Annotated in this window: 19 protein-coding genes and 1 pseudogene; 15 read left to right on the top strand and 5 right to left on the bottom strand. The window is 38.2% G+C overall.

The genetic code is table 11. The annotated features are described in order from the left end of the window. Window positions 1–797 precede the first annotated feature (797 nt). A complete protein-coding gene (locus ACX9YW_RS18150; RefSeq protein ID WP_460349068.1) occupies window positions 798–1,250 on the top strand; it encodes a hypothetical protein in 453 nt (150 codons plus the stop codon). 94 nt (window positions 1,251–1,344) lie between these two features. On the opposite strand, the gene katG is transcribed toward ACX9YW_RS18150, so the two are convergent. Next, complete coding sequence (katG, locus tag ACX9YW_RS18145; RefSeq protein WP_460349065.1) at window positions 1,345–3,561, bottom strand: catalase/peroxidase HPI; 2,217 nt, start codon at window positions 3,559–3,561, stop codon at window positions 1,345–1,347. 506 nt (window positions 3,562–4,067) lie between these two features. Here katG and ACX9YW_RS18140 point away from each other — a divergent pair. The 12 genes from ACX9YW_RS18140 (at window position 4,068) to ACX9YW_RS18085 (ending at window position 14,330) form a co-directional block, all read left to right on the top strand. Beyond that, window positions 4,068–4,913, top strand: a complete 846-nt coding sequence (locus ACX9YW_RS18140; RefSeq protein WP_460349063.1) for a patatin-like phospholipase family protein — start codon at window positions 4,068–4,070, stop codon at window positions 4,911–4,913. A 133-nt stretch (window positions 4,914–5,046) separates the two neighbouring features. Continuing rightward, window positions 5,047–5,523 (top strand): GNAT family N-acetyltransferase, encoded by a 477-nt coding sequence (locus ACX9YW_RS18135; protein WP_460349061.1) that lies wholly within the window; start codon window positions 5,047–5,049, stop codon window positions 5,521–5,523. Window positions 5,524–6,080: 557 nt separating this feature from the next. After that, complete coding sequence (locus tag ACX9YW_RS18130) at window positions 6,081–6,731, top strand: MtnX-like HAD-IB family phosphatase (protein WP_460349059.1); 651 nt, start codon at window positions 6,081–6,083, stop codon at window positions 6,729–6,731. After that, window positions 6,732–7,787 carry an iron-containing alcohol dehydrogenase family protein gene (locus ACX9YW_RS18125; RefSeq protein WP_460349057.1) on the top strand — a complete coding sequence of 352 codons (1,056 nt, stop codon included), beginning with the start codon at window positions 6,732–6,734 and terminating at the stop codon, window positions 7,785–7,787. It begins immediately after the preceding gene. Window positions 7,788–7,857: 70 nt separating this feature from the next. Then, complete coding sequence (locus tag ACX9YW_RS18120) at window positions 7,858–8,130, top strand: YhdT family protein (RefSeq protein ID WP_460349055.1); 273 nt, start codon at window positions 7,858–7,860, stop codon at window positions 8,128–8,130. Next, window positions 8,115–9,557 (top strand): sodium/pantothenate symporter, encoded by a 1,443-nt coding sequence (panF, locus tag ACX9YW_RS18115; RefSeq protein WP_460349053.1) that lies wholly within the window; start codon window positions 8,115–8,117, stop codon window positions 9,555–9,557. The genes ACX9YW_RS18120 and panF overlap by 16 nt, the downstream gene beginning before the upstream one ends. Window positions 9,558–9,921: 364 nt before the next feature. After that, window positions 9,922–10,803: a selenium metabolism-associated LysR family transcriptional regulator gene (locus tag ACX9YW_RS18110; RefSeq protein ID WP_460349051.1), complete on the top strand. Its 882-nt coding sequence runs from the start codon at window positions 9,922–9,924 to the stop codon at window positions 10,801–10,803. Window positions 10,804–10,859: 56 nt separating this feature from the next. Continuing rightward, entirely contained in the window at window positions 10,860–11,435 is a 576-nt protein-coding gene (locus tag ACX9YW_RS18105) for a CD3073 family putative ECF transporter S component (protein ID WP_460349049.1), read from the top strand. Next, on the top strand, window positions 11,425–11,886 hold the full coding sequence (locus ACX9YW_RS18100) for a CD3072 family TudS-related putative desulfidase (RefSeq protein ID WP_460349047.1): 462 nt from the start codon (window positions 11,425–11,427) through the stop codon (window positions 11,884–11,886). Before ACX9YW_RS18105 ends, ACX9YW_RS18100 begins: the two co-directional genes overlap by 11 nt. Window positions 11,887–11,982: 96 nt before the next feature. Continuing rightward, window positions 11,983–12,846: a PhzF family phenazine biosynthesis protein gene (locus tag ACX9YW_RS18095; protein WP_460349045.1), complete on the top strand. Its 864-nt coding sequence runs from the start codon at window positions 11,983–11,985 to the stop codon at window positions 12,844–12,846. A gap of 283 nt (window positions 12,847–13,129) precedes the next feature. After that, the gene (locus ACX9YW_RS18090; protein ID WP_460349043.1) at window positions 13,130–13,879 is read left to right on the top strand and encodes a L,D-transpeptidase family protein; all 750 of its coding nucleotides are present in this window, start codon (window positions 13,130–13,132) and stop codon (window positions 13,877–13,879) included. 115 nt (window positions 13,880–13,994) lie between these two features. Beyond that, on the top strand, window positions 13,995–14,330 hold the full coding sequence (locus ACX9YW_RS18085; protein ID WP_460349041.1) for a YolD-like family protein: 336 nt from the start codon (window positions 13,995–13,997) through the stop codon (window positions 14,328–14,330). A 219-nt stretch (window positions 14,331–14,549) separates the two neighbouring features. Here the strand turns inward: ACX9YW_RS18085 and ACX9YW_RS18080 are convergent, their stop codons facing one another. Together ACX9YW_RS18080 and ACX9YW_RS18075 are read right to left on the bottom strand one after the other, a co-directional pair. Then, window positions 14,550–14,969 carry a VOC family protein gene (locus ACX9YW_RS18080; RefSeq protein WP_460349039.1) on the bottom strand — a complete coding sequence of 140 codons (420 nt, stop codon included), beginning with the start codon at window positions 14,967–14,969 and terminating at the stop codon, window positions 14,550–14,552. A gap of 23 nt (window positions 14,970–14,992) precedes the next feature. Then, window positions 14,993–15,139: pseudogene (locus ACX9YW_RS18075) on the bottom strand (IS1595 family transposase); the annotation flags it as partial. Between the two features lie 623 nt (window positions 15,140–15,762). Between ACX9YW_RS18075 and ACX9YW_RS18070 the strand changes: the two are divergent. Then, window positions 15,763–17,025 carry a dicarboxylate/amino acid:cation symporter gene (locus ACX9YW_RS18070; protein WP_460349037.1) on the top strand — a complete coding sequence of 421 codons (1,263 nt, stop codon included), beginning with the start codon at window positions 15,763–15,765 and terminating at the stop codon, window positions 17,023–17,025. Between the two features lie 469 nt (window positions 17,026–17,494). Here the strand turns inward: ACX9YW_RS18070 and ACX9YW_RS18065 are convergent, their stop codons facing one another. Together ACX9YW_RS18065 and ACX9YW_RS18060 are read right to left on the bottom strand one after the other, a co-directional pair. Next, window positions 17,495–18,052, bottom strand: coding sequence for a cysteine dioxygenase (locus tag ACX9YW_RS18065; protein ID WP_460349036.1), 558 nt, complete (start codon window positions 18,050–18,052; stop codon window positions 17,495–17,497). Between the two features lie 111 nt (window positions 18,053–18,163). After that, complete coding sequence (locus ACX9YW_RS18060) at window positions 18,164–19,087, bottom strand: DMT family transporter (RefSeq protein ID WP_460349034.1); 924 nt, start codon at window positions 19,085–19,087, stop codon at window positions 18,164–18,166. A gap of 305 nt (window positions 19,088–19,392) precedes the next feature. Between ACX9YW_RS18060 and ACX9YW_RS18055 the strand changes: the two genes are divergently transcribed. Then, entirely contained in the window at window positions 19,393–19,800 is a 408-nt protein-coding gene (locus ACX9YW_RS18055; protein WP_460349032.1) for a cytidine deaminase, read from the top strand. Window positions 19,801–20,396 lie beyond the last annotated feature (596 nt).

The raw sequence follows: 20,396 nt of genomic DNA, 5'->3' as shown, positions 1-20,396 counted from the left end.
ACTTTGAGAAAGTCATTCCCAAACTTGCGAGAAAGCAGTAAGTTTAGGAAACACTTTGAGAAAGTCATTCCCAAACTTGCGAGAAAGCAGAGTGTTTAGGAATTACTTTGAGAAAGTCATTCCCAAACTTGCGAGAAAGCAGTAAGTTTAGGAAACACTTTGGTAAAGTCATTCCCAAACTTGCGAGAAAGCAGAGTGTTTAGGAATTACTTTGGGAAAGTTATTCCCAAACTTGCGAGAAAGTAGTGAGTTTAGGAATTACTTTGGGAAAGTCATTCCCAAACTTGCGAGAAAGTAGGGAGTTTAGGAATTACTTTGGTAAAGTCATTCCCAAACTTGGGAGAAAGCAGAGTGTTTAGGAATCACTTTGAGAAAGTCATTCCCAAACTTGCGAGAAAGCAGTAAGTTTAGGAAACACTTTGGGAAAGTCATTCCCAAACTTGGGAGAAAGCAGAGTGTTTAGGAATTACTTTGGGAAAGTCATTCCCAAACTCTGGCGAAATCATAGCGTTTAGGAAACACTTTGAGAAAGTCATTCCCAATCTTCGAGCGAAAGCATATCGTTTAGGAAACACTTCAATATAGTCCCTTCCAAACTCAAACGGTTTCCGTTCCATGGTGTGACAGCTTGAAAAAGGTCACACCCTTTTTCTTGAATAATTTGATACGTTTTTCAATCTAAATCGTCATATTTACATGGTGAGGTATAAAAGGATTTTGTGGTTAATCAGTAGAAGGTAATCTTTTCGTTAAAACCTCGACTATTAAACAAGAGACTACAAAAGAGGATGAGAAGGATGAAAAAGGGATTTATGATAGGGGCAACATCGTTGATGGTTATAGCCCTTTCTGGATGTTCAACAATTTCTGATTTGCGAAATAAGGCTCAAACAGAATCACAATCGAATCTGATCGAAGAAACTGCTGCTATCGAAAAGGAACAAGAAGTTTCTGAAGAACCAACTAAAGTAACAAAAGGAAAAACAGAAGAAGGCCCACCAGTAGGAGCAAAAGAAGGGACATTGGTAGACAAATTGGAAGAAACAATGGAATTATATGATGTAGTTCAGGCTGAAGGGACCTATATTCGGCAACTTGATGGTGCTTCTGTAGAAATTAATGTTGATGGGGAAGTCAAAGTGTTTTATTTACTAAAAGGATTTATGGGATATCATGAAGGAAGCGGAATAAGTTTTTCATATGGTACTAATAAGGATGGTCTAAATTTTATTAATGCAATAAAGCAGTAAACTTGATTCGTTAAAGTAGGTACGGAACACCATTTCTACGTTAATCTAAAGCCCAAAAAACCGCCGGCAATGGGACGGCGGTTTCTTCATTTACTTATTTACCTGCAAGTTGAGTTTTCTTAAGGTTCACTGCTTTAAGATCAAAGCGATCTGCATTCATTACCTTAACCCAAGCAGCGATAAAATCACGAACAAACTTCTCTTTGTTATCATCTTGCGCATAAACTTCTGCGATGGAACGCAGGACAGAGTTTGAACCAAATACTAGGTCTACTCGAGTAGCTGTCCGCACTAGTTCCCCCGTTTTGCGATCGCGTCCTTCATAGACGTTTTCAGAAACAGGCTTCCACTGGATGCCCATATCAAGTAAGTTCACAAAGAAGTCATTTGTGAGTTGGCCGACACAATCGGTAAAGACGCCGTGCTGTGTCCCGCCAAAGTTTGTACCTAAAACCCTCATTCCACCAATTAGTACTGTCATTTCTGATGCAGTTAGGTTTAATAGTTGAGCCTTATCGACCAGTAGCTCTTCTGGACTTACACTATATCTTTGCTTTTGATAGTTACGGAAACCATCCGCGACTGGCTCTAGCACTTCAAAGTTTTCTAGATCCGTCTGCTCTTGTGTGGCATCGCCACGGCCTGGAGCAAACGGAACCGTTACATCGAAGCCTGCATCTCGAGCAGCTTTTTCGATGGCGGCACATCCGCCTAGAACAATCAAATCGGCCAGACTGATGTTTTGATCTAGTTCAGCTTGAATGCCTTCTAGAACTTGAAGTACTTGTGCCAGTTGTTCTGGTTGATTCACTTCCCAATCTCGTTGTGGAGCAAGACGGATACGAGCACCATTCGCACCGCCACGATGGTCGGAGCCACGGTAGGTACTGGCAGAAGCCCAAGCCGTAGTTACCAGCTTACTGACGGTAAGTCCTGAGTCTAAAATTTTAGCCTTAATCTCTGCTATATCAGTATCAGATAAATCATAATTACCTGCTGGCACAGGATCTTGCCAGATAAAATCTTCTTTAGGAACTTCTGGACCTAGGTATCTTGCTTTAGGACCCATGTCACGATGCAATAGTTTAAACCATGCACGTGCAAATACATCGGCAAACTCGTCCGGATTCTCATAGAAACGGCGAGCAATTTTTTCATATTCTGGATCATGACGCAATGCCATATCAGCAGTTGTCATCATGGTTGGCACTTTGATAGATGGATCCTCTGCGTCAGGTGCAAGATGTTCCTCAGCTGGATCGACTACAAGCCATTGCCATGCGCCGGCAGGACTCTTTGTCAGCCACCATTCATATCCAAACAATAGCTCAAAGTAACCATGATCCCATTGAGTAGGGTTAGCGGTCCATGCACCTTCAATACCACTCGTGATGGTGTCACGACCTTTACCGGAACCGTACGAGCTTAGCCAGCCTAAGCCTTGTGCTTCAATCGGAGCAGCTTCTGGCTCACGATCTACCTGAGAGGCATCGCCTGCACCATGTGCCTTACCGAAAGTATGCCCGCCAGCAATAAGGGCAACGGTTTCTTCATCGTTCATTCCCATCCGTGCAAAGGTTTCTCGGATGTCCTTGGCACTTGCAAGCGGATCTGGTTTACCGTTTGGTCCTTCAGGGTTTACATAAATAAGCCCCATCTGAACTGCAGCAAGCGGATTTTCTAGGTCACGTTCACCGGTGTAACGATTATCGCCTAACCATTCTGTTTCAGTACCCCAATAGATGTCTTCTTCAGGATGCCAAATGTCCGGGCGTCCTGCTCCAAAACCTGCTGTCTTTCCTCCCATGGATTCAATCGCAACATTCCCTGCTAGGAGAAGCAAGTCGGCCCAAGAGATCTTGTTCCCATACTTTTGCTTAATTGGCCAGAGCAATCGTCTGGCTTTATCGAGATTGCCATTATCTGGCCAGCTGTTAAGTGGGGCAAAACGTTGGTTTCCGGTTCCACCACCACCTCGGCCATCTCCCATACGGTATGTACCAGCAGCGTGCCAAGACATTCGGATAAAAAATGGTCCATAATGTCCATAGTCAGCAGGCCACCAATCCTGACTGTCTGTCATGAGATTGTGAAGATCTTGCTTAAGAGCATCATAGTCTAGCTTTTCAAATTCATTCGCGTAATCAAATTCTTCACCCATTGGGTTCGATTTTCTATCATGCTGATGGAGAATATTCAAGTTTAATGCATTTGGCCACCATTCTCGATTTGACGTACCAGATGATTTGCTGCTTGTAGCACTGCCATGAAACGGGCATCCTTCCATGTTGCTATTGGTTTTAGCATCCATAATCTTAATCTCTCCTTTGTTATAAGTTTAGTAGTATATAATAAACATCTAGTTTTATGAATCTTAGAAACTAGAATTATTATCATTAATATTGCTTCTAACGGAATTCATGACAAAGAGAATAAATAATTCAAGACATTTTAGAAAAAATTCTAAAAACATGATTTTAAGGAGTTTAATAGATGACGAACATACACTTACCAAAACAAGGAAGTTAAATCTTAGAGGAAAGTGAAATTCAGAATGTAGGAGAACTTTTACAAAGATTGTATTGGAAAATTTTCTAAAAATTTAATATCTTCCTAAAATCAATTATAAAGAAAAGCGATGATATTAAGCAAGTTATATGCGAAACATGGGGACGGTTCTTGCGTTTCAAAGGGAAGTTAAAAAAATTTACATATTCGAAGTAGTTTTGTTAGAATATGTAATATTTATATAAGATATTTTGATATGATATGTTCATTAACTTTATAGAATAGATAGACGGGATGGGGGAGTAGACCATGATAGACGCAGGACTTGTTCTTGAAGGTGGCGGAATGCGTGGATTATACACAGCGGGAGTGCTAGAATATTTTATGAGTGAAGACCTATACTTCCCATACATCATTGGTGTTTCAGCTGGAGCTTGTATGGGTGCATCCTATCTTTCCAGACAAGCCGGTCGTAACAAAAAGGTGAATCTCGGGTATGTTGGGGATAAGCGTTATTTATCGTTATCGAATTTTATAAAGAATCGTGAACTTTTTGGAATGGATTTTATTTTTGATGAAATTCCAAATAAACTAGTACCATTTGATCTGGATACTTTTATTAAAAGTCCTGAGAGATTCGTAATCGTCACAACTGATTGTGAAACAGGTGAACCGGTTTATTTTGAAAAAGGACAGCATCATGACCATATCGTCAAACTATTAAGAGCCTCAAGTTCACTGCCATTTGTTGCCTCAAGTGTGGAATACAACAAGCGACACCTTTTGGACGGTGGAATTGTTGACCCGATTCCGATAAAAAAAGCACAAATCGATGGATATCAAAAAAATGTCATTATCTTAACGAAACCAAAAGGTTATTTTAAACGAGCAAGTAAAATGTCTTCGATTTTCAAGTATAAAAAGCATCCTAAAATTAATGACCAGTTGAAGGTACGATATAAACTCTATAATGAAACGCTCGATTATATTCATAAACAAGAAGAGCTCGGAAATGTCTTTGTGATCCGACCAAGTATGGCCATGCCGGTTGGAAGGGTAGAGCGTAACAAAAAACGATTAGAAAATCTTTATGAGTTGGGCTGGAATGACGCTAAGGAACAGTATGATCATTTGAAAAACTTTCTAAATAAGTGATAGCATAGGCAAAAAGAAATGGCAATTCCATTCGCTATTATTCTGAATTATTTAGAGATACGATAGCAGATTCTTGAGCAAATTAGTTAGTAGCGTTGAAGAATATTATGATTTTGAACTAGGGGATGAAACCATGCAAATTCGTGAAATAGAGGAAAAAGACAATCAATCAATGGAACAAATCATTAAACGCTCATTGGAATCATTCAACTTAGATATTCCAGGAACAGCTTATTTCGACCCTCAGTTGAGCAATCTAGCCCAATTTTATAAGGAACAACGGAATGCAAAATATTGGGTTGCGGTCAATGAACAAGATGAAGTGGTTGGAGGAGTCGGGATTGCACCATTTGGACAAATGGCCGGCATTTGCGAGTTGCAAAAACTATACATTAGACCCGAAGTGCAAGGTAGGGGTCTATCGAAGGGATTGATGAATGTAGCACTCGACTTCGCTAAGGAACACTATACACACTGTTACTTAGAAACATTGAACAAACTTGAAGTAGCCAATCTTCTTTACGTCAAATTAGGTTTTCAACTACTTGAAAGAGCTCTAGATGGGTCAGACCATAATGCGATGGACGCTTGGTATATAAAAGAATTGTAGCCTTATGGATTTTTTATTCCCAAGGGAGTGTAGAGTAGGCTTGTAAGTTTAGGAGTTTAATAGTAAAGCAATGCCTAATTCTTTTCGTGGCATTGCTTATTTTTGTGTTTCTTTTATGACAGAAAGTAAAAAAGAGTCCGAACAGGACCGAAAGTGAAATCGATACGAACGGCGATTTTCAAGAAAGAACAGGAAAAAACTTATTTGAATGCTGTATGAAGATAATGGTTATCATGGTAGGAAAAGCAGTTTTGTAAAACAAACATACATATTTAATACCATGATAGGAGCAATGAGATAAAGAGCATTTTGAATCAACCAGCTTTGCTTGTTTTAGATGTACAAAAGTGTTAGTGATAAGAGCTGCCATTTAGAGATTCATTCTAATCTTTTGCCAATTCTGATATAATTTTCTATGAGGTCAGTAACCATATTTTTCAAATAGTAGTAGAAAGAACCCAAAATTCTAGAGTTTGGAAAATGGTCAATAAATTAGAATTAATTAAATGTTATCATACAGCCTCTATTTCGGTTAGATATGTAAAGGAGATGAAATCATGAAGAAATGGGCATTTGTTTCTGATTTTGATGGAACGATTTCAAACCAAGATTTCTATTGGCTGATTATTAATAAGTATTTCCCCGAAGGAAATGAACTTTATAAACGATGGAAGGCTGCGGAAATACTGGATATTGATTTTTTACAAACGGTCTTTAAGTCCATACACCAGGAGGAAGAAAAGATTATTGAGGACATTCTCACCATCCCTATTGATCCGTATGTACCTCATTTTGTCAAAATGATTCAACAGAATGGTGCGGACTTTTTCATTTTAAGCGCTGGCACGGATTACTATATTTATCACATATTAGAAAAGTATGGAATTCAAAATGTTAAAGTATTATCGAACGAAGGCTTTTTCCAAGAAAATAATGTTCACTTAAAATTAGATGATACCCATCCTCACTATTCAAAAAGGTACGGAATAGATAAATCAAAGGTGATTCAGGAACTAAAGAGTCAATATGAAATGATTTATTTTGCCGGTGATAGTGAACCAGATAGCCATCCTGCCGCTTTTGCTGATATGACATTTGCTAAAAACGGTCTGCAACAAATCCTAAAGGAAAATCAAATCCCATTTGTACCTTTTGAGAGATTTGAAGAAATTGAAACCTATTTGAAAGAAAAGGGAGTGCTCCATTAAATGAACACCCCTGTTACTAGTGTTTCCATTCCGGCCATTCTTGAAATAAGCGACGGAGCCTTAAATCGTATAGGGGATATTCTGAGGAAGCATCAATTTTCTCAGATTGGAGTCTTCTTTGATGGGTTTACTTTTGAGCAATTTAAAGACACCGTCATACAAGCGTGTTCTACCAATCAAAAGGTCGACACCATCATTTTGGATTCAGGAATGGATTTACATGATTTAATTAAAGTGGCTTTTTCCATTCCCCGTTATGATGTTGTCATCGCGATTGGCGGCGGTTCCATGATTGATTATGGAAAATATATCGCTTACTCAAGGCGAATTCCCTTCATCAGTATTCCTACATCAGCCTCCAATGACGGCTTTGCTAGCAGCAATTGTTCGATCCATGTGAATGGAAAAAAGACAACCGTGCCTGCCAAAGTGCCGTATGGAATTATTGCTGACTTACGTATTATTCATCAAGCCCCGGACCGCTTTTTACTCGCGGGGATAGGTGATTTAATGAGCAATATCACGGCGCTTTATGACTGGGAGTTTGAGGAAAGAAATGGTGTTGGTCAAATGAACGCATTTGCTGCCATGTTAAGCAAGAAAGCAGTGAACAGCTTTATTCGGACGCCCATGAATGACATCCATAATCCGATCCTTCTGAAAGAATTAATTAGCTCTGCCACAATGGGTGGGATTGCCACTGCTATTAGCGGAAACAGCGATCCTATTAGTGGGAGTGAACATCTCATTTCCCATGCTTTAGATAAAATCGCACAAAAACCTGAAATGCATGGAATTCAAGTCGGTGTCGCCACATACATTGTCGCTAATATTCAAAACCATCGAGTGGATAGAATCAAAAAGGTATTTGAACGAACTGGTTTTTTCCAGTACACAGGTGGTCTTGGTTTAAAAAAAGACGAGTTTGCCGAAGCAATCAAGCTAGCCCCAAGCATTAAACCAAATCGCTATACGATTCTTCACGATGATAACTATAATAAGCTAGCGCTTCAATTTATTCATGAAGACCCGATTATTAGACAAATAATACATTAAAATAGCCGTCAGACAGCTTCATGGAACAGCGCCTGACAACAGGATCCCTTAGAAAAGAAGGTGTGAACCTATGGAGGATAATCGCTTTAAAATTGCCCACCGGGAAGCATGGATCGGTATGATTCTTGTAATCATAAATTTTGCCATTTGGTTTGGCTTTGCCTATGGTCTTGGCAATCAGGACCCGAAAAACTATCAGTTTATCTTTGGTTTTCCAGCTTGGTTCTTCTATAGCTGCATGGCTGGGACGATTTTCATGATTATACTCATTTTCATTGCTATTAAGTTCTTTTTTACTGAAATTTCACTTGAAGAGGAAGATGATGAATGCACTGGCAAGTAATCATTCCACTCGCAATATTCCTTGTTATGATCTTCCTTATTGGGTTTTGGGCAAATGCACGTGTTCGACAATCAGACTCCTTTCTATCAGAGTATTTTCTCGGTGGACGTGAGATGGGGGGATTCCTCCTGGCGATGACGATGATGGCGACGTATGGGAGCGCATCGAGCTTTATTGGTGGTCCTGGTGTGGCGTACCAAACAGGTTTAGGCTGGGTATTGCTTGCCATGGCGCAATTACCTGCGGGGTATTTCGTCTTGATGATTTTAGGGAAAAAGTTTGCGATTATTGCACGGAAATATGAAGCCATTACGTTAATTGATTTCCTAAAAGCTCGCTATCAATCGAATGTCATTGTCTTGCTTTCAGCAATAGCAATATTTGTTTTCTTATTCTCGTCAATGACTGCGCAATGGGTTGGGGGAGCACGTTTAATTGAGTCATTAACCGGTTTATCTTACCTTGCCGCCTTGCTCATTTTTGCCGTGTCAGTGCTTGTATATGTGATTATTGGTGGATTTGCTGCAGTAGCTTTAACAGATGCCATGCAAGGATTAGTGATGATTATCGGTACGATTATCTTACTAGTAGCAGTCATCATAGAGGGCGGCGGGGTTTCTGCGATTATGACAGAACTTGTTGCTGAGAATCCAAATCTCGTTTCACCGTATGGGGCAGACGGAAGCCTTTTGCCACTTTATGTCTCCACATTCTGGATATTAATTGGGATTGGTGTCCTTGGTTTGCCACAAATCGCCGTGCGCGCGATGAGTTATAAAGATTCGAAAGGAATGCATCGTGCGATCTTGATTGGAACCATTGGAATCGGAACCATCATGTTTGGTATGCATTTAATTGGAGTATTCGGTCGTGCCGTAATTCCTGGGATTGAAGTGGGCGACAAAGTGATGCCGACATTAACGCTCGAAATTTTACCACCTATTCTAGCGGGAATAGTCTTGGCAGCGCCAATGGCAGCGATTATGTCAACGGTGAATGCGTTATTAATATTAGTAAGTTCAACACTTATAAAAGATGTCTATTTAAACTTTATAAAACCAACTGCAAATGATGTTGAAATCAAACGCTTAAGCTTTATTGTGACAACCGTAGTTGGAATGGCCATTGTCATATTGGCTTTACGTCCACCCAATCTTCTTATATGGTTAAATCTATTTGCATTTGGCGGACTGGAATCGGCCTTTTTATGGAACATCGTGTTGGGGCTCTATTGGAAAGGGGCCAATAAATACGGTGCGATTGCCTCCATCATTGTTGGGATTGTTTCGTATGTTTATATTTATCACTTCCATAGCAATGTATTTGGCATGCATAGTGTCACCATTCCCGTTTTGGCATCACTGCTTGTATTTGTGACGGTCAGTTTAAGTACTAAGCATTTAATCAAACAAACAGTTATCTTTTAATCTAAGTTATTCCTTTAAAAATGATAATTGGCATTAGCGCAAGAGTTCATAAAAGAAAGGAATCCGTATAGGTGATGTACGCCAATAGGAAGAACACCATAGGATAAAGACTAAAAGAGCTCCCCAGTTGGGTGGCTCTCTTTTTTTGAATGTATGTGTAAGTCGGTACCAATTACCTTCGTATAAAATATCTATTAAAAAAATCACAATATTGCCTTAAAGTGATGGATGAACCATCTTTCTAAAGTCGCCTCAATATAATAAAATTAACTTGGACATGAACCATATATATTTTTTTGGCTAGGATATAAAAAAAATTAATATTAGTTATAAAAAAATATTATATATTTATGGAGTTGTAAATATGAATATAAAGAAACTGGAAGCTTTTATTATGGTGGTTGAAAAAAGGAGTTTTTCAGAAGCTGCTTCGGCAATAAACAGTTCTCAGCCTGCCGTTAGCCTGAAGGTAAAAAGTCTAGGGGAAGAACTTGGAATTGAACTTTTGGACCGAGGGCTTTCTGGGACCCATCCTACGGCCGCAGGGACACTTGTGTACCATGCATCAAAAGAAATGATAAGAACCTGGAATAAGCTCCATGATGATTTGCTCAGGTATCAGGATACCCTTACTGGATCCTTGACCATTGGTGCGAGCACCATTCCTGGAACGTATCTTTTACCGACATGGATTAAGAGGTTTCGTACTCTATTTCCAATGGTGGATGTGAAAATTGAAATTGGCGACTCACAAGAAATGTTAGAAAAACTTACTAATCGGCAAATCGATCTTGCTATTGTTGGACTTTGCCAAGAATCTAGTTCGCTAACATTTAGGCAGATAGCATCCGATTCTTTAGTATTGATTACATCGAATAACCACCAATTGGCTAAATTGAATCAAACAGACTTTACGGAGATTAAACAATATGATTTTGTCATTCGTGAGGAAGGTTCCGGAACGAGAAAAGAGATGGAGGAATACCTAACGGAACAAGGACTAACACTGTCTGATTTAAACAACGTCCTATTGATTGGCAGCACGGAATCGGTCATCGCTGCTGTGGAAGCGGATATTGGAATCAGCTTTATCTCAAAGCTTGCAGCAATTCCTGCTGCAAAAGCAAATCGTGTTCGGATGATTGAATATTTCCCGCCCTATCAAAGGAGCTTTTATTTGACCAACCTGATTGATGCTGAAAATAGACCCATTATAGAGGAATTCATTAACCTATTTAAGGGGTGATGTCGAAAAGAACGCAAGTAGAAAAACAAAATATCTTTTTAAATGGAGGAGAAAAGATGAAAACAAAGAAAAGCATGATGTTAACCTATTCTGCAATGGGGATTGCTCTGAACGTAGTATTAGGAACAGTGGTATCAATGATGAAAATTCCTCTTTTGTTCCTTGATACGATCGGGACGGTATTAATTTCAGTATTATTTGGCCCATGGTGGGGTGTTTTGACAGGCGGACTGACCAATGTGGTTATGGGGGCGACGACGGGGGCTTCGGCCATTTTCTTTGGACTTGTCAATATTGCGATTGCTTTGGTAGTAGGTTTTATCGCAAGAAAATTTGATTTTGCCAAATGGTATGTTGCTTTAAGCACTGGTCTCCTTATTTCAATCGTTGCACCGCTAATCGGCACACCGATTGCTGTTGCCGTTTATGGCGGTTTAAACGGGAGCGGTATGGATTTAATTGTCCTATGGTTAAGATCATCAGGTGAAAGCGTATTTGCCTCAACCTTTATATCGCGTATTACGGGTAATTTAGTAGATAAAATTGTCACTTGTTTACTTGTCATGTTTTTGATTAGCCGAATGCCGTTCTTATCAAAAATCATTAAGAGGGAAAAACGTCATGCAGCGTAGTAAACAGATTTTACTAGTTTCTCATTGTATATTAAATCAAAATACCGTCATAGATGATGAGGCAAGGGCAGAGGGTGCCGTTCTTTCGGCTGTTGAATGGGCTATGAAGAAAGGCTATGGTTTTTTACAATTACCATGCCCAGAATTTACCTTTCTTGGCTTAAACCGTCCTTCGATGACTTATGAGCAGTATAATACACCGGAATACCGGAAGCATTGTCGGAAAATTTTACAACCCGTTTTACAGCAAGCTGAAGATTATCGCAACAACGGGTATGACATTGTTGGATTGCTTGGTATTCAAAGCAGCCCATCTTGCGACCCGACGCGCGGAATATTTATCGAAGAATTGAAAAATATGTTTCTAGAAAAAAATATTGGGTTGAAAACACTATGGTTTTTACCGAACACCAGTGAACCGGTATTTAATGCGGACTTACATCATTTATAATATTTAGGAGAGTGCCAGTACTTATTTAGTGCTGGCTTTTTCAATAATAGTGAATTTACATAAATATCACCAATTTACCTTGTAGGAGGAGATCTAATGTGGAAGGAAGTATATGAATTATCTGCGTTTGTGAAGGATGGGCAGGGTGGGAATCCAGCCGGGGTTGTGCTGAATACAGAAGGTCTTAATGAAAAGCAAATGAGGGAAATAGCACGTGAACTCGGTTACTCTGAAACAGCTTTTGTCCTGAAAGCCATGAACGCTGACTTCCAGATTCGTTATTTCACCCCAAAGGAAGAGGTTGACCTTTGTGGACATGCGACGATTGCTACCTTTTCGTTACTATCACAAAAGGGGATGATTCAAAAAGGCGATTACCTAATGGAGACTAAAGCCGGTCGGTTAAGTGTTAATTTGATTGAAGACGGATCGGTATTTTTACTTCAAAAGCTGCCGGAGTTTAGTAGAGTCTTACCAAGAGATGAAATCGCAGCTAGCTTAGGTATAGAAGAAAATGAGTTACATCAAGAGTTACCGATACAAATTGTTTCTACCGGTCTCCGAGATATCATAATTCCGGTTCAAAGCCTTTCGATATTAAATGAGTTAAAGCCTAATTTTTCGCTTATAAAAGAAATTTCCCAAAAGTATAGGGTAGTGGGTTATCATGTTTTCACACTCCATACTCTCTTTGGCTCAACAGCGCATTGTAGAAACTTCGCCCCCTTATATGATATAGAAGAGGAAAGTGCAACCGGTACGGCCAATGCTGCGTTAGCTTGTTATTTAGAGAAACACGGTAGGGGAAATCATTGGGATCCGTTTATTTTTGAACAAGGATATACCATGGATCGTCCCTCTGAAATATTGGTCCATTTAGGCAAAGGGGAAAATGGCCTTTCAAATGTATTAGTTGGTGGTAAGTCATCCCGTTATAAGATGAAGAAGATATTGGTTTAGAGCACCAACAACCCTTTAAGATATCGAACATATTGATACAATCATGACAAGACAAAATCAAATGGTTTTGTCTTTTTTTATGGTTGAGTTAAAGAAAATGTTGATTTTTGTCGTGAAAAAGGTCAGGAATTCGTTACCAATTTAGGGTAAAAAATGCAACCTTTATGGAGGAGATTTAGTCTAATAGAGTACATGAAATTTTTACAGTATCGCTTACCACAGCTTGTTTTTCTATAAAAATCAATTAGCAAGTGATACAAATTTTAACTCAAGGGGGATGGGAATGAAGAAAATCATCATTAGTATTATGCTGCTTATATCCATCTTATTTTTTGAGGCACCAGCAATGGCGGCAGGCGGGGAATTTATTATTATTAATAAAGCCAACAATCAATTGGCTTATTATGATAATCATAAACTTGTAAAAACGTTTAAGGTGGGTACTGGACGAAAACCTTCTTATACACCAGAGGGCAAGTTCAAGATCGTAAACAAAATTAAAAATCGTCCGTATTACACCGATAATATTCCTGGTGGCGACCCAAGGAATCCGCTTGGCGACAGATGGCTTGGCTTAAATGCGAGAGGGACTTGGGGAACAACGTATGCCATCCATGGCAATAATAATCCGAAATCAATTGGAGGATACGTCAGTTCCGGTTGTATTCGGATGTACGACGACGAAGTAGAATGGCTTTTTGATCAAGTAAAAGTGAACACACCTGTTATCATCACAACCTCCAAGAAATCCTTTCATTCTATTGCGGCCGCAAATGGTTACAAAGTAACTGGCCCCGATTCAGTTCCAGTAGATGCAATCCCTACAACCACTATTCTAAAACTAGGCATGAAAGGTGCCCAGGTCAAAAAATTGCAGCAAGCACTAACAAGTAAAGGCTATAGCACAAATGGTGCAGACGGGGTATTTGGACCTTCCACAGAAGCAGCCGTGAAAAAATTCCAAAAAGCCAATAAATTGAAAGTAGACGGAGTAGTTGGACAAGGCACCATGAAGGCTTTAGGATTAAATTAACGAGAATTAAGGCAACTATTCGAAACCTTCTTTTGTGGAAGGTTTTTTTATTATCTTTAGAATTTAATACATAGAGAACAAATGTTCTTATATAATATAGAATGGAGGTGATGATATGACCATTAGGGATCGTGGAAAAATGAAATGGCAAGAAGCATTTTTTATGCCGGAGCATGTGAAGTTGCTAGGGGATATTCGAAGTGACTACTTCCGTACCAGAAAACCAGAACTAGATGAAAACCAATTTGATGAATTCGACGAGCTATTAGGAGAAGCAATGGCTACGAACGTACCAATCAAAGTATCCTTCTGGCGAAACGGTTTTGAGTCCGAAATCGTCGGGGTGGTACAAGAATTGGACACGTTGAATAGGGTATTACACATCGAGGTAAAACCTGGGGAATATGAACGAGTTATATTTGAAGAAATCATTAAAATAAAAGGAATGTGAATTTCCGAGAACATGAATGACTTGTTGTACAAAGTAACACACAAAAGTCTTAATTAGGTTAACCTGCTTAAGGCTAATTATTTTCTAAGTCCCCAGTCGTGTGGTTTTAAATATGGATATAAAAATGAAGCTTTGTTAAAGGATTTTGTTGATTTTTATAATAAACAGAGAACTCAATAGTTTTGAGTTCTCTGTTTAAATATACCGATTTACAATAGCCTATTGGGAAATTAAGTGTTTTTCTTTAAATATTGGACTCAATTCGCTCCAAACATCAAATTTATTTCCATTTAAATCATAGAAAACAAAGTTCCTTCCTGAGTGTCCTCTGTTTTCAATTTCTCCAACTCTAATTTGTTTTTCACTAAAATCCTTATGTATAGCTTCTAAAGCACTTAACCCGTTAACTTCAAAAGTTAATGAAAAACGTTCTTCGCCGTAAATATCATAAAAATTTGAGCTTTGATTTTCATCAGACTTTACAAGAAATATGCTTTGATTAGCAAAGTTAAGTATCGCTTTATCTTCATCTTTATAACTTAATTCAGCCCCCAATTTGTTCACATACCATTCTGAAGAAAGTTCTACATCCGTGACTGGAAGATAAGTTGTACCAACTCTTAATAATGTTTCTCTCAATATTTCTCCTCCTTATATGTTCTCTATTTGGAAAATTCTGATAACACAAGTTTATCATAGGTAACACAAGTTGAGAACAGGGAGCTTTCAACAATCATCTTGTTAACTGTTATGTCATCATTTCGATGCCTAATTTGGTCTAAGAATTGAAACCATCTCAAATACTGGTCGTTAACATAGCTAAAAAAAAAAGACACATTTCTTTGCGAAATGGTCTACTAATGGTGATAAAAAGGTTTCTAACCCTTATCAAAACTTATTATCCATTTTAGAGGCTTTTCAAAAAATAACCAACTTCTCGTTATCACTTTAATATGGGTAGAATGGATAGAAAAATACATATAACGGCTGCTGTAAGTAAAACTAAAGTAGTGACAAGATTTCTCCTAAATTTCATAGCATATGTACCAAAAAAGATGGCCGCAGCTAATTTGGAGGAGCTTTGAAAATAAGCATGATTAGAAAAAAATGAACTGCTCAAAATAATGGAAAGTAGTAATGTTCCAGAAATTAGTATTTTAAACCACAAAGGTTCTTGTAGGAAACTTTTAATCATCCATTTTATCCTATGCATAACGTCAAACCTCCCCTTTCTAAATATCATATGATTTATTCCTAAAAAGTAATACTAACCTAATACACTGATTGTAACCTATCTATTAACGGCGTGACAGGCAAATATTTTTAGATTTTTTCGTGAATATAGAAAGTCATTTACTTAGTACGAGAACTCAGATATGATTTTCCAATAGACATGTATAGTAGAATTATAGTCTGAAAGGCAGTGTTATTGATGAAGTCCTTCTTTAAAAATTATCGATTCACGGTAGTCTTGCTATCTGCCATTATAATTGGTGGGGTAGCAGGTTTGATTTTTGGAGAACAGACCGCCATAGTTAAACCATTTGGCGATTTATTCCTCAATTTAATGTTCATGATCATTGTACCATTAGTATTTTTTAGTATCGCGTCAGCCATTTCGAATATGAATGGAATGAAACGGCTAGGAAAAATAATGGGTGGCATTCTAGTCGTTTTTTTAGTAACGGCTTCTATTGCAGCCGTCCTTGGATTATTGGGAGCTTCCATTATCAAACCACTTGAAACCACTGATGTGGAGGCCATTAAGGCAATGATGAGTGGCTCAGAATCCACGGACCAAGAGCCAATCTCTTTCCTTAGTCAGTTAGTTAGTACGTTTACTGTTCCTGATTTTCATTTACTGTTATCCAAAAGTAATATGCTTCAGTTAATTATGTTCTCTCTTTTGTTTGGAATTTCAACGGCTTTGGCTGGTGAAAAGGCAAAACCAGTTGCCAATTTCCTATCAGCTGGTACTGCCGTCATGATGAAGATGGTTAGTATTGTGATGTATTATGCACCGATTGGACTTGGCTGTTATTTTGCAGCGGTTATCGGAGAGTTGGGACCACAAATTTTAGAAGGTTATGCACGGGCATTTGTTCTTTATCTAGTCTTAACACTCATTTATTATTTTGGTTTCTTCACCTTATATGCTTTCATTGCTGGTGGGAAAAAAGGGGTTAAACTCTTTTGGAAAAATGCAATAACTCCATCCGTGACCGCGATTGCTACTTGTTCAAGTGCAGCCTGTATTCCAGTTAACTTAGCAGCTGTTAGAAAGATGGGAGTACCGAAGGATATTGCTGAAACCATAATACCGCTTGGTGCCAACACCCACAAAGATGGCTCCGTTTTTGGTGGAGTGCTGAAAATTGTGTTCCTATTTGCTCTATTTGGAAAGGACATAACAAGTATTCCGAATATACTCAGCATACTCGCTGTTGCCTTTTTAGTTGGGGCGGTGATGGGAGCGATTCCTGGAGGCGGATTGGTCGGTGAAATGCTCATTATCAGCATTTATGGATTCCCACCAGAAACATTACCAATTATCGCAGTGATTAGTACGATCATTGATGCACCAGCCACTCTACTTAATTCAACCGGAAACACCGTTTGTGCCATGCTTGTCACAAGATTGGTGGAAGGGAAGAATTGGATTCGAAATGCTTTGAAGAGTAAACAAATTATATAGTTCGTTTTGAAGTAGGTGTCAAGGTATCGCAATTATTGCGGTACTTGCATCTTTTTTTTGTAAAAACAGCAAGCTGAATTGTGGCAAATTTGTGAAAAAAGTAAATATTATGCCAAAAGAGGTAAATATCCAATGCGAAAAGGTAAATATATGCTCCGCAGCGGTAAATATCCTAGCTAAAAAGGTAAATATCAGCGTTGCACCTTACCTTCGGATAGTATGTAGTAGGTTTTTCTGTAAAATAACAAACTTAAATGTGTCGAATTTGTGAAAAAGTTTGATATAGTTCCAAAATCGTTTGATATCCGGGTGAAATCGTTTGATATAGTTCCAAAATCGTTTGATATCTCGGTAAAAACGTTTGATATGCAGGGTAAAAAGTTATCTAACATTTCAACTAAACGATGAAAATAAGAAGTTGAAAAAATCTATGACATTTATAAAATAAAAAAAATGTGACCAAAATCGGTCACTGCTCCTGTAATCTTATCTCTTTCAGCTTTTGTTTTTGATTGTCTGGCCACCATGCTCCGCAATCGTCTGATACGACACAAGCAGCGCATTTATTTAAGTCATAGACAATCATGTTGGAGATAGGGGGGGAATACAGATGGAGAGTTACTAAATCTGTCTGGTTCGAAGCTTGCATTTTATGGATGCCCTTTTTGGGTGCAAAAAAATACTTACCTTCATGATGCAATTGATGAAACAATTCGGTAGGTAGGCTATTTCCCTTCACCTCATAAACGGTATTGAGCGAAGTACCTGAAATGACCTGTATCCATCCATGAGAATCTCCATGATCATGAGGTGCACAGTCTAAATCAGACCAATTCATGACAAGCATCTCGACTTCGTCACTTTTATAAAGAAGCTTACGATTGTAAGGTTTCCCCTCATTTGGTTCTGGCAGAAGTGGAAAATCTTCAAGCGTGAGATTGAGTTTTAATAAAACATCCTTCAGTTCAGCTTTTGTCGGACTTTTTAAAGGATCTAATGCTTCCTTTAGCTTAGCTAATAAAGTCATCCGATATGATATCCTCCTATTTCATTATTTTCTTGGTGTTAATAAAATTTATCTTTATCATATTAAAGTAGTTAAATAGTTGTGCCTAAATGTTGAAAGAGAAAAATTAATTTAGAGATGCTTTTTCTTGAATAGTCTCATCAACAAACTCACTAGCTGGCCGTTCACAATGATCACTCCAATAATAATGATGATACCGCCTGCAATATTTAATAGAATAATTTTTTCTTGTAAAAGTAAAACGGCAGCAATTAAAGTTGCCAGGGGCTCCAAATATAGAAACATAGAAACCTTTGAAGCTTCTAAAACCTCAAGCGCTTTCCCCCAATACCAATAAGCAATCCCTGATACAAAGACACCAAGAAATAGCAAATGGAACCACTCGGTTTGGTTCAAAGTAGAGAGGGCAGCCCAACCTTTATTCCGAATGAGAAAAGGGGTGGTAAGAATCAATCCAATTAAACTCATATAAAAGGTCACTAAAAGAGGGGGATAAGGTATTTTTAAACTTTTTAACAACACCGAATACACAGCCCAATTTAACGTGCTTAAGATCATGAGAATAAAGCCGATATTGATCGTAATATGTAGGGATTGTCCATTTCTAGACATGGTGACTAGGAGAACACCGATGATGGCCAAGACCATTCCAATTGCTTTCCAACCATTCAACCTTTCCTTTAAAAAAATCATTGCAAGAATCACAGTAAAGATGGGAGAAAGGGAAATAAGCCAACCAGCAGAAGAGGCATCAATCGTCAACAGAGCTGTTGCTTGAAGCACCTGATGAACAAATACCCCAAGGATACCTAATACCATTAAGTGCGGAAGGTACCTAAGGGAGATAAGTAAACGCTGACGTTGCAATAGCAAAAGTAACAATAAAAATAGTGCTCCTATTCCAAAACGAATCACAATGATAGAAAAGGGGTCAAGCTTTCCTAGCACGGACTTGGTAGATACAAATGAAACACCCCAAAAACTAATCGAAAGAAACGCATATACCGATGAAAAAAACTTCGCCCTAGCCATCATTTTGAGTATTCCTCTCCAAAAAAGGTCGTTACCTCATCTTATGCTTGTCCTGATGGAAGATATGTTATTTCTAAAAGGAGAAGAATTGAGACACTTTTCCGTCGAGATTTATTCAAGTATGCTTTTCTATTATCGAAGGGCTACATGAAGAACTGGAAGAGGATGAATATTGATAGTAAATATTTCTTACTAAATATACACTATAAAAGTTGACAAATAATTAGAAAAATAGTAATATGTAAATCCTGCCAATCGCTCGGTTGGTCTTAAGGGAACTTGAAAAAGTTCATTCTTCTTTGAAAAGGATGGATCCTATGAATAAAGAGCAATTAGTGGAAAGTGCACGACAGATAAAAGAACATGCTTATATGGCTTATTCAAAATTTCCAGTTGGAGCAGCCTTACTACTAAAAGATGGTACCGTTATTAATGGAGTAAACGTGGAAAATGTTTCGTTCGGAGCAACAAATTGTGCTGAGAGAACCGCTATATTCACGGCCATAACAAATGGTTACAAAAAGGGCGATTTTCAAGCGATCGCTGTAGCAGGCGATACCGAAGATTTTCTTCCACCTTGTAGCATCTGCAGACAAGTTATGGCAGAATTTTGTTTACCTGATATGCCCGTTTATCTAACAAATGAGAAGAAAGAAATTTTAGAACTGAAATTAAAGGATTTATTACCTTACGCTTTCACAGATTTAGATATGTAAAAATAAAGAATTCAGAAACAATAAAGAGTGAATTTTTGGTTAGGTTAATAACCACTCGAAAATTCCCTCTTTTTTATAAAGTAAATGGTTCTAACGAAGATAAGTAATGTGAGTTGCTATTCTATTAAAAGTGGAACACGCGATAAATCGTCCTTTTGGTTCATCCAAAAGGGCTTTTGTATATTATTAGGGGCATAAGTGCGATGAAAGCTTCAAAATCTCTGTTAAATGCATTCTTTAGATGGTTTTTATTAAAAAAGGTGTCTTGATTTTTATTTTCAAGTAGGTTTTGAATGAATTTTATAGGATGTGTTTATTTTTATCTTTTTAGAGCGCGTGGATATGCCCAACTTTTGGCTAAAATGCCCAACCATTTCGATATATGCCCAAGTGTGAAAATATATGCCCGACTTTTGAACACTTATTTCCAACTTTCAAGATTTATGTCCAACTTCTTTGCAAGAATGCCCAACTTTTATGGGATATGCCCATGTTTTATGATTTATGCCCAAGTTTACCTCGATATGCCCAACTAACGAAAGTAGCGAACCCCTTATTTTAATAAATTTTCCAATTATACCCTATAAAACTTTCAG

The sequence above is a fragment of the Pseudoneobacillus rhizolycopersici genome (assembly GCF_054786815.1).
Note: the sequence above shows the minus strand (reverse complement) of the source record. Positions and strands in the feature narration are given on the sequence as shown.

Excerpts from the sequence above, each read along its gene's own strand:
- panF (WP_460349053.1), top strand. The coding sequence starts at position 8,115 with ATGCACTGGCAAGTAATCATTCCACTCGCAATATTCCTTGTTATGATC.
- ACX9YW_RS18060 (WP_460349034.1), bottom strand. The coding sequence starts at position 19,087 with ATGATGGCTAGGGCGAAGTTTTTTTCATCGGTATATGCGTTTCTTTCG.
- ACX9YW_RS18130 (WP_460349059.1), top strand. The coding sequence starts at position 6,081 with ATGAAGAAATGGGCATTTGTTTCTGATTTTGATGGAACGATTTCAAAC.
- ACX9YW_RS18140 (WP_460349063.1), top strand. The coding sequence starts at position 4,068 with ATGATAGACGCAGGACTTGTTCTTGAAGGTGGCGGAATGCGTGGATTA.
- ACX9YW_RS18085 (WP_460349041.1), top strand. The coding sequence starts at position 13,995 with ATGACCATTAGGGATCGTGGAAAAATGAAATGGCAAGAAGCATTTTTT.
- ACX9YW_RS18125 (WP_460349057.1), top strand. The coding sequence starts at position 6,732 with ATGAACACCCCTGTTACTAGTGTTTCCATTCCGGCCATTCTTGAAATA.
- ACX9YW_RS18110 (WP_460349051.1), top strand. The coding sequence starts at position 9,922 with ATGAATATAAAGAAACTGGAAGCTTTTATTATGGTGGTTGAAAAAAGG.
- ACX9YW_RS18105 (WP_460349049.1), top strand. The coding sequence starts at position 10,860 with ATGAAAACAAAGAAAAGCATGATGTTAACCTATTCTGCAATGGGGATT.
- ACX9YW_RS18090 (WP_460349043.1), top strand. The coding sequence starts at position 13,130 with ATGAAGAAAATCATCATTAGTATTATGCTGCTTATATCCATCTTATTT.
- ACX9YW_RS18100 (WP_460349047.1), top strand. The coding sequence starts at position 11,425 with ATGCAGCGTAGTAAACAGATTTTACTAGTTTCTCATTGTATATTAAAT.
- ACX9YW_RS18095 (WP_460349045.1), top strand. The coding sequence starts at position 11,983 with ATGTGGAAGGAAGTATATGAATTATCTGCGTTTGTGAAGGATGGGCAG.
- ACX9YW_RS18120 (WP_460349055.1), top strand. The coding sequence starts at position 7,858 with ATGGAGGATAATCGCTTTAAAATTGCCCACCGGGAAGCATGGATCGGT.
- ACX9YW_RS18055 (WP_460349032.1), top strand. The coding sequence starts at position 19,393 with ATGGATCCTATGAATAAAGAGCAATTAGTGGAAAGTGCACGACAGATA.
- ACX9YW_RS18150 (WP_460349068.1), top strand. The coding sequence starts at position 798 with ATGAAAAAGGGATTTATGATAGGGGCAACATCGTTGATGGTTATAGCC.
- ACX9YW_RS18070 (WP_460349037.1), top strand. The coding sequence starts at position 15,763 with ATGAAGTCCTTCTTTAAAAATTATCGATTCACGGTAGTCTTGCTATCT.
- ACX9YW_RS18135 (WP_460349061.1), top strand. The coding sequence starts at position 5,047 with ATGCAAATTCGTGAAATAGAGGAAAAAGACAATCAATCAATGGAACAA.
- ACX9YW_RS18065 (WP_460349036.1), bottom strand. The coding sequence starts at position 18,052 with ATGACTTTATTAGCTAAGCTAAAGGAAGCATTAGATCCTTTAAAAAGT.
- katG (WP_460349065.1), bottom strand. The coding sequence starts at position 3,561 with ATGGATGCTAAAACCAATAGCAACATGGAAGGATGCCCGTTTCATGGC.